Origin of the sequence: Methylocaldum sp. GT1TLB, from assembly GCF_051027445.1 — a bacterium.
GTDB lineage: Bacteria > Pseudomonadota > Gammaproteobacteria > Methylococcales > Methylococcaceae > Methylocaldum.
In genome coordinates this window covers 2128557-2144332 of sequence record NZ_CP194898.1, presented here as the reverse complement: position 1 = coordinate 2144332, position 15776 = coordinate 2128557, and the positions used below count along the sequence as shown (strand labels likewise).

The 15776-nt window shown below is 58.6% G+C and carries 16 protein-coding genes; 8 read left to right on the top strand and 8 right to left on the bottom strand.

The features are described 5' to 3' along the window. Positions 1-44: 44 nt before the first annotated feature. Positions 45-866: a GGDEF domain-containing protein gene (locus tag ACR2R1_RS09190; protein WP_168183830.1), complete on the bottom strand. Its 822-nt coding sequence runs from the start codon at positions 864-866 to the stop codon at positions 45-47. A gap of 339 nt (positions 867-1205) precedes the next feature. Here ACR2R1_RS09190 and rpe point away from each other — a divergent pair, with 339 nt between their 5' ends. The 8 genes from rpe (at position 1206) to ACR2R1_RS09150 (ending at position 9412) form a co-directional block, all read left to right on the top strand. Then, the gene (gene rpe, locus ACR2R1_RS09185) at positions 1206-1901 is read left to right on the top strand and encodes a ribulose-phosphate 3-epimerase (protein ID WP_077728769.1); all 696 of its coding nucleotides are present in this window, start codon (positions 1206-1208) and stop codon (positions 1899-1901) included. A gap of 2 nt (positions 1902-1903) precedes the next feature. After that, positions 1904-2584, top strand: coding sequence for a phosphoglycolate phosphatase (locus ACR2R1_RS09180; RefSeq protein WP_086134324.1), 681 nt, complete (start codon positions 1904-1906; stop codon positions 2582-2584). A 149-nt stretch (positions 2585-2733) separates the two neighbouring features. After that, entirely contained in the window at positions 2734-4224 is a 1491-nt protein-coding gene (gene trpE / locus ACR2R1_RS09175; protein ID WP_086134325.1) for an anthranilate synthase component I, read from the top strand. Continuing rightward, positions 4221-4808, top strand: coding sequence for an anthranilate synthase component II (locus tag ACR2R1_RS09170; RefSeq protein ID WP_156880336.1), 588 nt, complete (start codon positions 4221-4223; stop codon positions 4806-4808). The genes trpE and ACR2R1_RS09170 overlap by 4 nt, the downstream gene beginning before the upstream one ends. 9 nt (positions 4809-4817) lie before the next feature. Then, entirely contained in the window at positions 4818-5846 is a 1029-nt protein-coding gene (gene trpD / locus ACR2R1_RS09165; protein WP_434113737.1) for an anthranilate phosphoribosyltransferase, read from the top strand. Next, on the top strand, positions 5839-6642 hold the full coding sequence (trpC, locus tag ACR2R1_RS09160) for an indole-3-glycerol phosphate synthase TrpC (RefSeq protein WP_434113734.1): 804 nt from the start codon (positions 5839-5841) through the stop codon (positions 6640-6642). The genes trpD and trpC overlap by 8 nt, the downstream gene beginning before the upstream one ends. A 248-nt stretch (positions 6643-6890) precedes the next feature. Further along, positions 6891-7700: an inositol monophosphatase family protein gene (locus tag ACR2R1_RS09155; protein WP_156880342.1), complete on the top strand. Its 810-nt coding sequence runs from the start codon at positions 6891-6893 to the stop codon at positions 7698-7700. Positions 7701-8014: 314 nt separating this feature from the next. Continuing rightward, complete coding sequence (locus ACR2R1_RS09150) at positions 8015-9412, top strand: L,D-transpeptidase family protein (RefSeq protein WP_434113731.1); 1398 nt, start codon at positions 8015-8017, stop codon at positions 9410-9412. Between the two features lie 618 nt (positions 9413-10030). On the opposite strand, the gene ACR2R1_RS09145 is transcribed toward ACR2R1_RS09150, so the two are convergent. From ACR2R1_RS09145 to ACR2R1_RS09115, 7 genes are read right to left on the bottom strand one after another with little or no spacing between them, the layout of a single operon-like run. Next, entirely contained in the window at positions 10031-11464 is a 1434-nt protein-coding gene (locus tag ACR2R1_RS09145; RefSeq protein ID WP_434113729.1) for a nitrous oxide reductase accessory protein NosL, read from the bottom strand. After that, complete coding sequence (locus ACR2R1_RS09140; protein WP_077728777.1) at positions 11448-11984, bottom strand: TlpA family protein disulfide reductase; 537 nt, start codon at positions 11982-11984, stop codon at positions 11448-11450. The genes ACR2R1_RS09145 and ACR2R1_RS09140 overlap by 17 nt, the downstream gene beginning before the upstream one ends. Next, positions 11981-12484, bottom strand: coding sequence for a nitrous oxide reductase accessory protein NosL (locus ACR2R1_RS09135; protein ID WP_077728778.1), 504 nt, complete (start codon positions 12482-12484; stop codon positions 11981-11983). The genes ACR2R1_RS09140 and ACR2R1_RS09135 overlap by 4 nt, the downstream gene beginning before the upstream one ends. Positions 12485-12499: 15 nt before the next feature. Beyond that, positions 12500-13489: a hypothetical protein gene (locus tag ACR2R1_RS09130; RefSeq protein WP_347257864.1), complete on the bottom strand. Its 990-nt coding sequence runs from the start codon at positions 13487-13489 to the stop codon at positions 12500-12502. A 2-nt stretch (positions 13490-13491) separates the two neighbouring features. Beyond that, positions 13492-14172 (bottom strand): ABC transporter ATP-binding protein, encoded by a 681-nt coding sequence (locus ACR2R1_RS09125; protein WP_077728780.1) that lies wholly within the window; start codon positions 14170-14172, stop codon positions 13492-13494. Positions 14173-14175: 3 nt separating this feature from the next. Beyond that, on the bottom strand, positions 14176-15426 hold the full coding sequence (locus ACR2R1_RS09120; protein WP_077728781.1) for an ABC transporter permease: 1251 nt from the start codon (positions 15424-15426) through the stop codon (positions 14176-14178). Beyond that, positions 15410-15721, bottom strand: coding sequence for a hypothetical protein (locus ACR2R1_RS09115; RefSeq protein ID WP_077728782.1), 312 nt, complete (start codon positions 15719-15721; stop codon positions 15410-15412). The genes ACR2R1_RS09120 and ACR2R1_RS09115 overlap by 17 nt, the downstream gene beginning before the upstream one ends. Positions 15722-15776 lie beyond the last annotated feature (55 nt).

Genomic DNA, 15776 nt, shown 5'->3' with positions numbered 1-15776 from the left:
ACTATGGACGGTGGATTTTTGGCAAAAACACGGGATTTATGCGTTTACCCACGGCCGCGAAAGACAACCGTCCGGTTTCTGCCCGCATTTTTGGCCTGGTATAGCGCGCTGTCCGCACGTTCTATCAGGTTCCGGGAAGAGCAGGTTGCCGCCTCGGCCGGTCCGAAGGAGGCAGCGCCCAAGCTGATGGTAACCTTGATTTCTTCTTCATCCTGGACGATGGCGGCGGTTTCGACCGCGTACCTTAACTTCTCGGCCGTGAATTCTGCTTGCTCGGCATCGCTATCCGGCAGGACGATGGCAAATTCCTCACCCCCGTAGCGGCTGAAAATATCGCTGTTTCGCAGATGGGTTTTCACTGTGTTGGCGACGTGCAGCAGGACCAGGTCGCCGGTCTGGTGACCATAGGTATCGTTGATGCGCTTGAAGTGATCGATATCGAACAGAATGATGGCGAATTTCGTCGGAAATAACTGGCTGTAACTGCATTTTTGTTCGAGATAGTCCAGAAAGAATTTTTTATTGAGGATCTGCAGCACGGGATCGAGCATCGCGAGCTTGTGCAATTCCTCGTGGTAAGCGAGTTCCAGGCTGTTGTTGGCGATGAATTTGAAAAGGGTGTTTCCGAAAGTGATCAGATCCTGGTCGCGTAAGACGCATAGCATCTGTTTTTCCATATTGACGAGAGTTCCGTTCTTGCTGTTTTGGTCCTCGATGATGAATTCCGATCCCCGCTTCCTGATGACAGCGTGTTTCCGGGATACGGAACTCTCGTCGATTTGGGCGTCTGCGCTTTTGGATCGGCCGATGACCATTTCGTCTTTATTCAGAACGATCCGTTTCCCCACATGGGGACCTCTAATCATGATCAGGCAAGCCACCAACTCGTTTCGGCCGCTTTTTCTTTCGGACCATTGTGTGGCGGATGGCCTCGTTGTTTCATCTGGCGATGTCTCGTTTCCCATATTTTCTCCCGGGAAGATAGCGGACTTTTGCGTCGGCATTTTTTAAAGGATAGGAGTTTATCGGCGGATCGGGCGGGTAACGTTGGTGGGGCCTCGGCTTGCCCGTCCGAAAGCCAAATGTGAAAATACCCAATCCATTCGGATCGGCGCCCGCGATTGATGACCGATACCGGTGTTCCCAGTTGGATTTTAGCCGGAGCGTTATGAACGTTCCGTTTTTTCTTTAGAGAGCCATCGCCTATGAACGAACTCTGGATTGCGCCTTCGATTTTGTCCGCCGATTTTGCCCGCCTCGGCGAGGAAGTGGTAAACGTTCTGAACGCCGGCGCGGACATCGTCCATTTCGACGTGATGGACAACCATTACGTCCCCAACTTGACCATCGGCCCCTTGGTGTGTGAAGCGCTGCGCAAGCATGGTGTCACCGCGCCCATCGACGTGCATCTGATGGTCAAGCCGGTGGACCGCATCATTCCCGATTTCGCCAAGGCCGGAGCAAGTTACATCACGTTTCATCCGGAAGCTTCCGAACACGTGGACCGTAGCCTTCAGCTGATCAAGGACTCGGGCTGCAAAGCGGGGCTGGTGTTCAACCCGGCAACGCCGCTCAATTATCTGGACCACGTGATGGACAAGCTCGACATGATTCTGCTCATGTCCGTCAACCCCGGTTTCGGCGGCCAGTCTTTCATTCCCTATGTGCTGGACAAACTGCGCGAGACCAAGCGGCGCATCGAGGCCAGCGGGCGCAACATCCGGCTGGAAATCGACGGCGGCGTCAAGGTGGACAATATCCGCGAGATCACCGCGGCCGGGGCCGATACCTTCGTGGCCGGATCGGCCATTTTCGGTGCCGGAAAGGACAGCGATCCGAACCGCTACGACTCGGTCGTGCGCGCATTGCGCGAGGAAATGGCCAAGGCCAGAGCCATTTAATAATGCTGGATCGCACGCCGGAGCTCATTGCTTTCGACCTGGACGGCACGCTCGTGGACAGTTCGCCGGATCTGGCTGCTGCCGTCGATGCCATGCTGGGCCGGCTGGGCTTGCCGCCGGCCGGGGAATCGCGGGTGAAAGGCTGGATCGGCAACGGCGTCGACATGCTGGTGAAGCGCGCGCTGACCGGAGAAATGTGGCCTCAAGGCGAGCCGGCGCGATTCGCCGAGGCCTTGCCGATGTTCATGGATCTGTACGAGGCGAACGTCTGCAATCGCAGTCGCTTGTTTCCGGGTGTTGCCGAAGGGCTGAAACTGCTCAAGGCGGCGGGTTTCCGCCTGGCGTGCGTCACCAATAAGCATTCGAGGTTCACCCGTCCGCTGCTGGATCGGTTGGGCGTACTGCACGATATGGACTTCGTCGGTTGCGGCGATCAATTCGAAAAGCATAAGCCGGACCCTTATCCCTTGCTGAAGACCGCCGAATTTTTCGCAGTCGAGCCTTCCCGCGGTTTGATGGTCGGCGATTCCGCGAATGACGTGAAAGCCGCGCGGGCGGCTGGGTTCATGGTCGTCTGTGTGCCTTATGGCTATCATGGCGGCAACGGCGTCGAGTGTCTGGAGCCGGATGCCGTCGTTTCGTCCCTGACCGAGTTGCCCGCTTTATTGAAAAAAGCCGCGTGAGCATCATGCATCGACCTATTCTGAAAGAGCGATGGCGTCACTGAACCAGCCTCAAACGTAAACCGGGTTGGGCCGGAAGGCCTTAACCCGAGGAATGGCTTATTGGGTTACGCTTCGCGAACCCGCCCTATCTCGATGGACAAGACATCATGACGCCCGAACGATTTCAGCAGTACGCCGATCAAGGCTACAACCGCATTCCGCTGGCTCGCGAGGTCCTTGCGGATCTCGATACGCCCCTGAGCGCCTATCTCAAGCTGGCCGACTCGCCTTATTCCTATCTGTTCGAGTCCGTGCACGGGGGCGAGCAGTGGGGGCGTTATTCCATCATCGGTCTTCCGTGCCGCACCGTGATCCGGGTATGCGGTTCGGAAATAATGGTCGAGAGGGACGGACGCATCGTCGAGGCGAATCGCGTCGATAATCCCCTGGACTGGATTCGCCGCTACGGCGCACGCTTCAAAGTTCCGCAGATCGAAGGCTTGCCGCGTTTCACCGGCGGGCTGGTCGGCTATTTCGGCTACGAGACGATTCATTACATCGAACCCCAGTTGCACTGCGAAAAACCCGATCCGATCGGGGTACCGGACATTTTGTTGATGGTGTCCGAGGATGTGCTGGTATTCGATAACCTGTCCGGCAAGCTGCTGGTTCTGACTCATGCCGATCCCTCCGAGGCGAACGCCTACCATCAGGCGCAGGACCGGCTGGAAACGCTGATCCAGGGGCTTCGGCAAAACCGTTTGCCGGCGAATCGGGGGCAGGGGACGCAAAGACGGGTCGATGAAAGCGACTTCGTCTCCGGCTTCACCCAGGAGGGTTTCGAAAACGCGGTGCGAAGGGTGAAGGAATACATCGTCGAAGGGGATGTGATGCAGGTGGTTCTTTCCCAACGCTTGTCGATTCCGTACTCCGCCTCGCCCATGGATTTGTACCGTGCCTTGCGCTGTCTGAATCCCTCGCCTTACATGTTTCACCTGAATCTCGGGGATTTTCACGTCGTCGGTTCTTCGCCGGAAATCCTGGTGCGCGTCGAGGACGAAACCGTTACCGTCCGGCCGATCGCCGGCACCCGGCGGCGCGGCAAGACCCACGAAGAGGATCTGGCCCTGGAGCGGGAGCTTTTGGCCGACCCCAAGGAAATCGCCGAGCACCTGATGCTGATAGATCTCGGCCGCAACGACACCGGGCGGGTGGCGGAGACCGGCAGCGTTCGCGTTACCGACAAGATGATCATCGAACGTTATTCCCACGTCATGCACATCGTATCCAACGTCACCGGCCGATTGGCCAAGGGCAAGGACGCTTACGACGTGCTGGCCGCGACATTTCCCGCCGGCACCGTCAGCGGCGCGCCCAAGATCAGGGCCATGGAAATCATCGCCGAGCTGGAGCCGGTCAAGCGCGGAGTCTATTCCGGCGCCGTGGGCTACATCGGCTGGTCGGGAAACCTGGATACGGCCATCGCCATCCGCACCGCCGTCATCAGGGACGGCACCCTGCATATCCAGGCGGGAGCGGGCGTGGTGTACGATTCCGTTCCCCGAAACGAGTGGGAGGAAACGCTTAACAAGGGGCGCGCGGTGTTTCGCGCGGTCGCCATGGCGGAAGCCGGGATCGAAGGAGGGCGGAGCTTATGAGCGCTCGCGTATTGATGATCGATAACTACGATTCGTTTACTTACAACCTGGTACAGTACTTGGCGGAGTTGGGCGCCGACGTGGAAGTGGTGCGCAACGACCAGATCGACGTCGAGGAAATCGAAACGTTCGCCCCGGACAAGATCGTCATTTCGCCGGGACCGTGCACGCCGAAAGAGGCGGGCATCTCGGTGGACGCCATCCGCCAGTACGCGGGCAAATATCCCATTTTGGGCGTCTGCCTCGGCCATCAGAGCATAGGCTACGCATTCGGCGGCAATATCATTCACGCCAAGAGCATCATGCACGGCAAATGCTCGATGGTGCATCACCGGAATACGGGGGTATTTCGCGGGTTGAACAATCCGTTCCAGGCGACCCGGTATCATTCCCTGGTCATCGAGCAGGAAACGCTTCCCGAGTGCCTGGAAGTCACCGCCTGGACCGAGGACCGGGACGGCAAGATCGAGGAAATCATGGGCGTCAGGCACAAGCAGCTCGCCATAGAGGGCGTGCAATTCCATCCGGAGTCCATCCTGACGGAGCAGGGCCACGACCTGCTGCGAAATTTTCTGAATCAGTAAGGATTCGCGATGGAAATGCCTGTCGTCCTGCAGACTCTGTTGGATAAGAAAAATCTCGGCGCGTCGCAGATGCGCAAGGTCATGCGCACCATCATGAGCGGCGGCGCCACGCCGGCGCAGATTGGAGCCTTTTTGGTCGCGCTTCGCGCCAAGGGCGAAAGCGTGGAGGAAGTAGTGGCGGCGGCCAAGGTGCTGCGGGAGATGGCCACCAAGGTTCCGGTCCGGGGCGATCATCTCATCGACACCTGCGGCACCGGCGGCGACGCCAACCACACGTTCAACATCAGCACCACGGCGGCATTCGTGGTAGCGGCGGCCGGCGGCAAGGTGGCCAAGCACGGCAACCGCTCGGTTTCCAGCCGTTCGGGCAGCGCCGACGTGCTGGAGGCGGCGGGCATCAATCTCGATTTGACGCCGGACCAGGTCAAGGCCTGTATCGACCGGATCGGCCTGGGATTCCTCTTTGCCCAGCGCCATCACGGCGCCATGAAGTACGCCATCGGCCCGCGGCGGGAAATCGGCGTGCGGACCTTGTTCAATCTGCTCGGACCGCTTACCAATCCGGCCGGCGCGCCCAATCAGCTGGTCGGCGTTTTTTCCGACGTCTGGGTGGAGCCGCTCGCGGAAGTGCTGCGGCAGCTCGGCAGCAAGCATGTGCTCGTGGTGCATGCCGAGGACGGGCTGGACGAAATCAGCATCGGCGCGCCCACTCACGTCGCGGAACTCAAGGACGGTCAGATCACGACCTATAGGCTGACGCCGGAACAATGCGGCATCAAGCGAGCTCCCTTGAGAAAGCTGACGGTCGATACCGCTGCCGCGAGTCTGAAGATGATGCTGAGCGTGCTCGACAAGGAACCGGGTCCGGCTCGGGACATTACCGTTCTCAATGCGGGCGCGGCGATTTATGCGGCCAATCTGGTGGACAGCCTGGAGGCGGGCGTCGAGCGTGCGAAAGCGGTCATCGACGACGGTTCTGCCCGACGGAAGCTGGACGCCTTGATCGAATTCAGCCAATCCATAGCCATTCATGAATAATCCCCCCGACATCCTGCAAAAGATTCTGGCCCGCAAAGCGGAAGAAGTTACCGAGCGCCGTTTGCGCACGCCGCTGGAGGACGTCCGGCGACAGGCACAGGATGCCGATGCGCCCCGCGGTTTCGTACGGGCCTTGCGGACTAGGATCGAAGACGGCGCGGCCGCCGTCATTGCCGAAATCAAGAAGGCTTCGCCCAGCAAGGGCGTGATGCGGCCGGATTTCCGCCCGGCGGACATCGCCCGGAGCTATGCCGATCACGGCGCGGCTTGCCTTTCGGTGCTGACCGACCGGGATTTTTTTCAAGGCTCAGAGGAGTACCTGAAAGAGGCCAGAAGCGTTTGTTCGCTGCCGGTGCTGCGGAAGGATTTCATGATCGATCCGTACCAGGTGTTCGAGGCCCGCGCGATCGGGGCGGACTGCATTCTGCTGATCGCCGCCGCCTTGAATGACGGGGCCATGCAAGAACTCTCGGATGTCGCCGTCGACCTCGACATGGACGTGCTGGTGGAGGTACACGATGCCTCCGAATTGGAACGCGCTTTGCGCCTAGACCTGCCGCTTGTCGGCATCAACAATCGGAATCTTCGCACCTTCGAGACCCGCCTCGACACGACGCTCGACCTGCTGGAACGGATTCCGCCAGGCCGCTTGGTCGTGACCGAGAGCGGCATTCATACGCCGGAGGACGTGTCGCTGATGCGGCGTCACGGCGTCCACACCTTTTTGGTCGGCGAAGCGTTCATGACGGCGGAAGATCCGGGCGTTCGTTTACAGGCCTTGTTTGCTTCAAACTAAGGTGGATTCTGTGCCGCATCGTCCTGGGAGGGTGTCGCAACGGTAGGCCGGGATGACGGCCGAATCGCGGCAACCCCGGGGAAATGCTGGGTTTCGTTCATCAACCCAGTCGACGTGTTAAGCTCACGACATTAGCCCTCTCGGAGAGGGCAGGGGTGAGGGTAATCGAAAGATCGCTTTCTTTCCGTAATTTGCAGTAACACGGTTGTTGGACACTCATTCACCGAGCCCACCAAGGCATAGCCTTCATGCTTCCTCATCTCGACGATCTCGCGATTCTGGTTAAAGCGGTAGCCAAGGAAGAATTGCTGCCCCGGTTTGCGGGAACCGAACGCCGGTTCAAACCCGACGGCAGCGTCGTTACCGAAGCCGATTTCGCCGTGCAAAAGCGGCTGACTATTGAATTGCGCGAGCGTTATCCGGCGTTCGAACTGCTGGGCGAAGAAATGGACGCTCAGCGGCAACAAGAACTGCTGGCGCAAAACGATAACGGGCTCTGGTGTCTGGATCCCCTGGACGGAACCAGCAACTTCGCCGCAGGTCTGCCTTTTTTCGGTATTTCGCTGGCTTTGCTCATCGAGCGCAAACCGGTCTTGGGGATCGTCTACGATCCTATCCGCAATGAATGCTTCACCGCGCAGCGCGATCATGGCGCCTGGCTGAACGGCGTCCGACTCAGGGTTCGCCCCACGGATCTGCCGCTGCGGCGCAGCTTGGCGGTGGTGGATTTTAAGCGCTTGGGGCCGCTGGCGGCGAAGCTGGCCGCCCGTCCCCCATACAGTTCGCAGCGCAATCTAGGTTCGGTGGCTTTGGAGTGGTGCTGGCTCGCAGTCGGCCGATTCCATGTATATCTGCACGGCAAACAAAAGCTCTGGGACTATGCCGCGGGCGCGCTGATCTTGTCCGAAGCCGGAGGCCATGCGGAGACCCTGCAAGGTGAGCCGATTTTCAGCCCGGAATTGCAGCCCCGTTCGGTGGTCGCTGCCGGCGATGCACGTCTGTTCGAGGAATGGAAGACCTGGCTGGTTGAACAGTCGAGCGGCGTCGATTCTCCCTGATCTTTTTCATGCGGCAGGACTTCCGTTTCCGGCCTGATGTCTCTCGGCCGCAGAGCCGATTGCGAAATCACATTGTCCGTTTATCCCTCGATATGGTCCGATCGTCGCCGTGAGCCGGGATATCGGCGACATGCGGCGTTCGATGCCAGTGATATCCTATCGCAACCTTCAGCATAGAGAGATGGGGCGGAACGGAAGCCGAGTCGATGCCGATAACGACGCACCGCGAAATCGATGGCCCAGATATGGAGTGGTATGGGCATGTACCTTGCATAAACGGCTATTTTTTGGCCAGACGCGGAGGGGTTAATATCGTGAGTGATGCTGTTCTTGTACGCCAAGGCGCGCCATATTCGGATCGTCCGGTACACGCCGGCGATTTCAATCGCACAAGGGCCTTTAGTCAGCCCCTCGCTCAACTGCGCTTGCCGCTGCTCCTTCTTGTTGCCGGTTTTCTTCACGCCTGCGCTTGGTCGCCTTTCCGGCAGGAGGAGCCGAAAGCCCCTCCCGAGCCGCTGGTCGAAAACATCGAGGGCAACCGCTTTGCGTTGGGAAAAGACGACAGTGTCGTCGGACAACTGGCGACGGTAAAGATAGCGGAAGGGGATTCTCTTCCGGACGTGGCTCGACATTTCGGTCTGGGCCTGGAAGGGGTCGGTGAGGCCAATCCCGATATCGATCTATGGGCGCCGCAGCCGGGCAGTCGGGTTATATTGCCGATGCAGTTCACCCTTCCGGACGCCCCGCGCAAGGGCATAGTCGTCAATCTCGCCTCTATGCGCCTTTTTTATTTCCCGAAAAAGAAAGGCGGAGAGGTGGTCACCTATCCGGTCGGCATCGGCCGCGAAGGCCGTTCCACGCCGACCGGCGAAATGCTGGTCGAGCGGAAGACCAGTCATCCGACCTGGCACGTTCCGGAGTCCATTCGCAGGGATCACGAGAAGAAAGGCGATCCGCTTCCGGCGGTGGTGTCGCCTGGCCCCGACAATCCCCTGGGCGACTACGCCATGTATCTGAGCCGTCCGAGCTATTTGATTCACGGCACCAACAAACCGTATGGCATCGGACTTCGTGCGAGTAACGGCTGCGTCCGACTTTACCCGGAAAATATCGAAACGCTTTATCGGGAAGTGCCGGTCAAAACGCCCGTGCGCATCGTCAATCAGCCCTATTTGGTGGGGTGGCGCAACGGCGAACTTTATCTGGAGGCCCATAAGCCTCACGAGGAACTCAATGCAAAGCAGCTCAAGAAAAATCTGATGGCCGCGCTCAAGAAAATCGAAAAGAAGCAGGAGCGAAAGCTGGATTGGCCACGCATCGAGCAGATCGTGAGCGAGGCTCGGGGCATTCCGGTACCCATTTTCGAGAACAGCGAAAATCTCGCTCGGCTGGTGAGTCAAGCCGTGGCTCTGAAATATCCCGATGAGCTATACGGTCGGCCGAAAACGCCGGCGATGACCGATAGCGGCTGGTACATCACGGCGCTGGAATCCGGGGACGAATTGAGCGCTCAGCGTTTGGCGGCGGTTCTGAATCATCAGGGACCGCAGATTCCGGCCCGGGTGGTGGCCCTGGAGAACGGACGCTTCAAAGTCATCGCCGGCCCCTTCAAAGACAGCAAGGCGACCAAGGCGGCGGCGAAGCGGATGAAGATCGATCTGGATATCACGGGCGATATCGTGTCGCCGAAAGAGCGCGTGAGTCTCAAATAGCGTTTATCCCCGAGGCGGCATCCGAACGCCGGTAACGGCTGCCGCCTCGTCCCGGCGGCGTCGATCGCCTCGGGCGAGATGGTCCGATTTCAGGTCGTAGGTCGGCAATCCTTTGCCGACGACCCTCGCTAAGTACATTCCGCAAATATTTGCGGAATCTCGACAGATTGGCTTGATTGGCGGGGTTGTCCTGCAGGTTGCCTATGCCGCAAGACTTCCCTGAATGTACTTAGAGCATTTTCATACCGATTGTACGGGCACTCGCGAGTAGGTCGGGAATCCCTTCCAATCGCAAACGGTCGCTTTAGTCGCGACCCTTCCCGACGCCGCCGTTGGGCCAACGGGTTCGTCGGCAAAGGATTGCCGAATGCTTGAATCCATTCACCCGAGCCGAAAGCCCAACGACTTCCGCCAAGCCGGTTTTGCCGTACGAGCGAGATAAAAACGCTCTAACTCCAAAGCGCTTTAAATCAAGGAGTTAATTCTTGTAGGGGATTGGGCCGCGAGGCCGTAACCTACCGGGCGAGGTTGCGGAATCGGTGGGTTACGGCACGCGGAGACATCACCGTAATTTTCCGGAATCGGCGCAATGCGTGCCTAACCCACCCTACAAAGGTATCAAAACTCCGGAGCGGCGCGGTAAGTCCAGGTAACGGCCAAATTGCCGAAAAAGCCGTCCCCCAGTTGGACCTGGTCGAATTCGCGGCGGGGATTGGCGAGCACTACGTGCTTGGTGTTCAGATCTTCATAAATCGGCAAGCCGACCGATCCGCGCAGCTTGAAGTTTCCGCCGAAAGCGTTGAGAAAGCGGTAGTCGAAGACGAATGCAAGATTGGTCACGGTGCCGCCGCTGTTCCCGATCTTGTAGCCGCGGTCTTCGCTTTTTTGCGTGTAGCTGGCGTCCATCTCGATGCCCAACATCAGATCATAGTTCGGCGTGTAGTGGAAAGCCGCGCCGACGGTGGCGACGTCGCCGAAGGCAAAGTCGTTGTCATTTTCCGGGTTGACGGCGTAGAGGGCCGAACCGTGAAACCAGAAATCTTTCCAGCGCTGCGAATAGAGCAGTCCTCCGGTGAAAGTGGCGGTGTCTTTGCCGAGTTGCAGCGCCGGGCCGGTGGAAACGAGCCTTCTCCCGGCCACGGGATCCGTGGTCGCTCCCCGCTCGCCGTCGAACTGTCCGGTCGGCAAGGTGGTGCCGAGCAGAATGGTCCCGAATTTGTCCCAGCGGGTGCTGCGCCAGAAGTTATAGCGTCCTTCCAGGGTAATGTCGCCGATGCCGTTTTCCTCGCCGACGGTTTCCCTGACGCTGGTGGGCGACGTTCTGACTAGCGTCTTGGTTCTACGTTCGAACCAGGGGACGTTGACGAAAAGAGAGAGATTGTCGGTGGGCGAGTAGTTGACGATCAGTGCCTGCTGATGCGCTTGGACTTCTTTCGGCGCCCGCGGCTGGGTCCTGTTGCTGTTGATGAACTCGCTGGGATCGGTACTGTTTGAGCCTGCTTTGACCTGGTCTTTCTGCATGTAGCCGTAGACGGCGCCGATGCTGAAGGCTCCCGCTCCCGGCGTCACTGCCGTACGGATACGGAATGGCGCGGTGGTCCCGACCGGCGAGACATCCTGATAGGCGATCCCGAAGTCGATCACGTCACCCCCTTCCTTGGCGGCGAATGCCTCGGCCTCTTCCCGGTTGGCGAAAGCGATATAGTTCGGAACCATATCCGGAATGACGCGGCTGCCGATGACATAAATGGCGTCTTCGGCATCTATCAGCTTGCCGGAGACCCAGTCGTGCACTTTTACCGATTCGAAGGCGGAAAGTCCGCCGGCATCGTCGACCTCGCGCAGCATGCAGGCGACGCCGCAGGTGAATTTTTTCTTGCCGTCCTTGTAAACCAATTCGGCGGCACTCTTTAGGTACTGATCGATGTACATACCACAGACCCGGCAGCTTTCCCGTTCATGGGGCTCCTCGGCCGAGACCGCAAACGATATGAGCAGAAGCTGGCATATCGCCAATGCTGGCCCCAAGCCAAATCTAATGAGTGCCGTCATAAAATCCCCCTTTGTATAGCACTGTGGTCAAAAGCTTTTCGAAAGTGTCGATACTGGCTTCCCCGGTGATCTTCTCCCGCACGATGCCTTTCTCGTCGAGCACCAGGGTCGTCGGCAAGCCGATTACGCCGAACTGCCGGGCTACTTTTCCGTATTCGTCCACCAGCATCGGATAAGTGACGTGATCGAACTTCCGGAACCGCTCGTCCGCCTCGACGGGCCGGCTTTCGTGTATGGCGACCGGCAGGAAACCTTTGTCCTTATATTTTTGATAGAGGGTTTCCAGGGCCAGGACGGTTTCTTTGTTGCAGTGGGAGCAATCCATAGCCCAGAAGCGCACCAGGACCACCTTGCCCCGGATGTCCTTGGGCAGCGTCACGGGATTTCCGTGAAAATCGGTGAGCGTGACGACGGGCGCCATGTCGCCGATCTGCAAGCCCGGCCGTCGACCGTTGCAGGCGCCGAGCGACGCCATGATCGACGCGGCCAATAAAAGTCGAATCCAAAATGTGATCGTCATGAACGCCGGTCCAGCGATTCGATGACGGCCGGGGTCACATCCTGAAAGCGCAAGATCTTGGTGCCCTTGTGGTCCTCCAGAAATTCCTGGGCGGACTCTTGATCCCTGAAGGGGAGCAATTCATGACCCATGGGGCCCAGCACGTCCGAGCCGATCACGTAAAATGCGGGCTTGGCTTCGATCAGTTCGACTTCGTAATAATCCGTGACGTAAATGGCGACGATTTGGTCCGCCGTTTTCCCCGGTGTGTATTTGGACGTGTCGAAGATATGCTTGAACATATCCTTGGCGCCGTCGTAAAAGTACGAGGTGCCGTCCTTAAAAACGATCTGCGCCACCCACTTCGGATATTTGTAGACGAACATGCCGCAGACCGGGCAGCGGTCGCTCTTCTTGAGCACCGCCTTTCCTGCTGCGTCGGCGACGGAGCCGGGAACGACCCGGGACAAAGCCAGCGCCGCGAGGGCGCGCAAACAGTTCCTTCGGGATCGATCGGTCATGATGGCTACCTTAACTTACAAAATGAGATTCGAGATCGCGATTCGATACGTCACGATGGATGCGAAAGCCGTGTAGGACACGATCGAGGTCAATGCGAGTCTTCTTAGCAGCGATGGTATTGCCGAGCTCAGGCTTGCTATCCCGCGGAACGGGATCAGGACGGCGATGCCCGCGCCGGCGACTACGGCGCTGAACAACAGGATGTATAGCAGATAACCGATGTAGTTATATTCCTCCATGATGATGCAGAACGGACAATGGTGGGTCGGCAATTCGTAGATATAAAGCGAGATGCAGGAAATGATCGCGACTATGGAGACGAAGAAGGCCACTACCGCCAAAGCGGAATAGACATAGCCGCCTTTTCCCCGAAGATAGAAATAAATGCCGGAGAGCAGCGCCGCGGCAATGCTGATATAAAAAGCCCAGAGCGTGGGTAATGCCGGCAGGGCCGCGATTTCCGAGCCGAGTCCCTCGACCCGTTCGCTGCTGAAAAGGGCGCCGCAGCACGAGGTGATGACATTGGCGTCCAGCTTCAGGAAATAAGCCAGTTCCACAATCGTTTCGGCCACGATGAACGGGGCGATGACCGCCAGCAGGAGGTATTTTTTCCTGATGAGAGGGTAGTCGTAAGCCTGATTGTCCGCGTGGTTCAGCACCAGCCAGAGTCCCGCCAGCAGGAAATTGCCGACCTTCAGGATCAGGGTCGGATAACCGAAGGCATTCACGCTCAAGGCCCCCGCGGCGCACATGGCGCCGACGAACAGCGGGTAGAGCGTGTCGGCGGTGAACACGTAAAGGAACAGCGAGATCAGTTGCAGCCCGAAGGTATAGGACAGCAGCGTCGAGACCAGGTAGGTCCGCCGCTCCAGGGTCAGCTGCAGTTCGCTGCCGCTCTCGATGTTCCAGTGGCGATAGATCTGTAGCCCATAGTAGGCCGAATAAACCACCATCAGGCTCACCGTCAGCGCGGCGATGATATTGGCGATCACCGCCGGATGCATGATCACGGCGCTTCTCCTTCGAGCCGGCCGTCCCGCAGCCGGACCACCTCGTCGACGACGCTGGCCTGGTACACCAGGGGGTCGTGGCTGGTAATCAGGACCGTTTTGCCGTCTTTTTTGAACGTTTCCACGATTTCGAGGAATCTGTAAGAGAGCTTGGTGTCCAGGTTGGAGGTTGGCTCATCCGCGATGATGACGGACGGGTCGTTGATCAGTGCTCGGACGATGCCCACCCGCTGCGCTTCGCCGCCGGACAGCCACTCGATGCGCGAGTGTGCCTTGCGGGAAAGGTCTAGCCTGTCGAGCAGATGCATCGCGCGCTCCTTGAGCGGCCCATGCCGTTCGCCCAAGGGGTAGGCGGGCAGCATGACGTTTTCCAGTGCAGTGATCCCCTTGATCAGATTGTGCTGTTGGAAGATGAAGCCGAAGGTCTTGCGGCGGATATCGGTCAGAAAGCGTTCCGGCAAGCTGGTGATTTCGCGTCCGCTCAGTTTCACCCGTCCGGCGGTAGGGCGCGACATGCAGCCGATGATGCTGAGCAGGGTGGTCTTCCCCGAGCCGCTGGGGCCGGTCAGAACGGTGACCTTGTTGGAGCTGATGTTGAGGCTGATGCCGTTGAGCGCCGAGTATTCGCTCGGCTTGCCTGTGTTGAATACTTTGCGGACGTCGAAAAGCTCGATCATGAATCACTCTCCCGTATGGCGCATGGCGGCGTCCGGATCGATGGTCGCCGCCCGCCAGGCCGGAACGATGGTGGATACCGTGTAGGGCACCACCGTGAGGAAGAAGAGGGTGGTCAATTGCTCGGCGCTTACGAAAGGCATCAGCTTGAACTGCGGATACAGGGTCGACCAGCCTTTCAAAGCCGGTTCGAACACCAGGGAATGGGTGAAGAATACGTGGATGTAAGCGAGGATCACGCCGGCGAGAAACGCGGTCAGCGAAATCACCGCGCCTTCCCAGAATTTCATGCGGATGATGTCCGAGGTTTCCCAGCCGATGGCCTTGAGTATGCCGATTTCACGCCGTTCCCCGGCGCTGAGCCCGGAGGCCTTGTCCCAGGCGAAGATGACGAATGCCAGGACCGCCGCGGACAGGATCACGATCATCATGCCGCCGCGCCAGTTGAAGATCGAGTCGTAGGTGCGGAGGATCTCGTCCCGTATGATCGGGCGGGAATCGGGAAACAGCCGGGTGATCTTGGCGGCGATCGTGGAAAGCTCCTCGGGATTTCTGACCGAGACCGCCAGATCGGTCACATAGTTCTCGGGGATGCCGAAAAATCTGCGGAAGTCGGGCTCGGTCATCAGGATCAGATCGGAGGAGACAAGTTCCGACGCGGAGGAAAGCGTGTCCTTGATTCTCAAGGGCATTCCTTCGCCGGCATGGGTGCGGAACAGTATGAATTCGCCCTTGCCGGCATTCCGCACCCGGGCGATGCCGTTGCCGATGACGATGTTTCCCGCGCCGATCGTTTCGGCGCCGACGAGAGGCATGGCTTGCTCTTCAGGGCCGTGGCGGTGCTCGTTTTCGGTCACGACCGTGCGCATCGGCTCGGTCTCGGCTTGTTCCGTCGCTGTCGTGGCGGGCGGCACCAGCAAGGTGTAGTTGGCTCCGAAAACAGGGTCGAAATAATAGCCCCAGAGCCGCCCCTCGACTGCCTGCACGCCCCGGATTTTCAGAATTTCGTCCCGATAGCGCAGCGGCATGAGGTCGTGGCGTCCCGCCACGACTTTTTGCACGATCATTTCCGGCGACTCTCGAAGGACGAGGGATGCCTCTTTCTTGATCGCGTGGGTAAAGAACATCACCGAGGCCAGGATGAACACGATCAAGGCGTACAGGATCAAGAGGCCAATGTTCTTCACCTTGCGCCGCAGCAGCGACGACAGGGTGAAATCGATGATGTATTTCTGCTTCTCAATCCAACTCTTCATTGATTTTCCGAATGTTTTCCGGTGCGCCCAGGAAGGAGCCGGAAGGGAAATGCTCCAGGGATATGGGATGGTCCTGAAAGGGTGTGCTCAAGTCCGCTTGCGAGAGATGACGCGTGTAGCGGGCCTCGGTAAACAGGCATAGATCGGTGAGATGGAGTGCCTTTACCAAAGCCCGTTTTTCAGTCAATTCCGGTGGATGCGTCCGAGTGGAGATTGCGGCGTGCAGGAGCAACAAACCGAGGATGGCCGATTGCGCTGCGATCGCCGATAAAAAAACGCTCGATTTCCTGGTCATTGTTCTTGTGAATTGTCTTGTGTTTCGGTCTGCGGCGCGTCTTTCCTCAAACTAT

Coding starts and splice junctions, on each gene's coding strand:
- trpE (WP_086134325.1), top strand. CDS start 2,734: ATGACGCCCGAACGATTTCAGCAGTACGCCGATCAAGGCTACAACCGC.
- rpe (WP_077728769.1), top strand. CDS start 1,206: ATGAACGAACTCTGGATTGCGCCTTCGATTTTGTCCGCCGATTTTGCC.
- ACR2R1_RS09155 (WP_156880342.1), top strand. CDS start 6,891: ATGCTTCCTCATCTCGACGATCTCGCGATTCTGGTTAAAGCGGTAGCC.
- ACR2R1_RS09170 (WP_156880336.1), top strand. CDS start 4,221: ATGAGCGCTCGCGTATTGATGATCGATAACTACGATTCGTTTACTTAC.
- ACR2R1_RS09115 (WP_077728782.1), bottom strand. CDS start 15,721: ATGACCAGGAAATCGAGCGTTTTTTTATCGGCGATCGCAGCGCAATCG.
- ACR2R1_RS09145 (WP_434113729.1), bottom strand. CDS start 11,464: ATGACGGCACTCATTAGATTTGGCTTGGGGCCAGCATTGGCGATATGC.
- ACR2R1_RS09180 (WP_086134324.1), top strand. CDS start 1,904: ATGCTGGATCGCACGCCGGAGCTCATTGCTTTCGACCTGGACGGCACG.
- ACR2R1_RS09120 (WP_077728781.1), bottom strand. CDS start 15,426: ATGAAGAGTTGGATTGAGAAGCAGAAATACATCATCGATTTCACCCTG.
- trpC (WP_434113734.1), top strand. CDS start 5,839: ATGAATAATCCCCCCGACATCCTGCAAAAGATTCTGGCCCGCAAAGCG.
- ACR2R1_RS09125 (WP_077728780.1), bottom strand. CDS start 14,172: ATGATCGAGCTTTTCGACGTCCGCAAAGTATTCAACACAGGCAAGCCG.
- trpD (WP_434113737.1), top strand. CDS start 4,818: ATGGAAATGCCTGTCGTCCTGCAGACTCTGTTGGATAAGAAAAATCTC.
- ACR2R1_RS09190 (WP_168183830.1), bottom strand. CDS start 866: ATGATTAGAGGTCCCCATGTGGGGAAACGGATCGTTCTGAATAAAGAC.
- ACR2R1_RS09140 (WP_077728777.1), bottom strand. CDS start 11,984: ATGACGATCACATTTTGGATTCGACTTTTATTGGCCGCGTCGATCATG.
- ACR2R1_RS09130 (WP_347257864.1), bottom strand. CDS start 13,489: ATGCATCCGGCGGTGATCGCCAATATCATCGCCGCGCTGACGGTGAGC.
- ACR2R1_RS09135 (WP_077728778.1), bottom strand. CDS start 12,484: ATGACCGATCGATCCCGAAGGAACTGTTTGCGCGCCCTCGCGGCGCTG.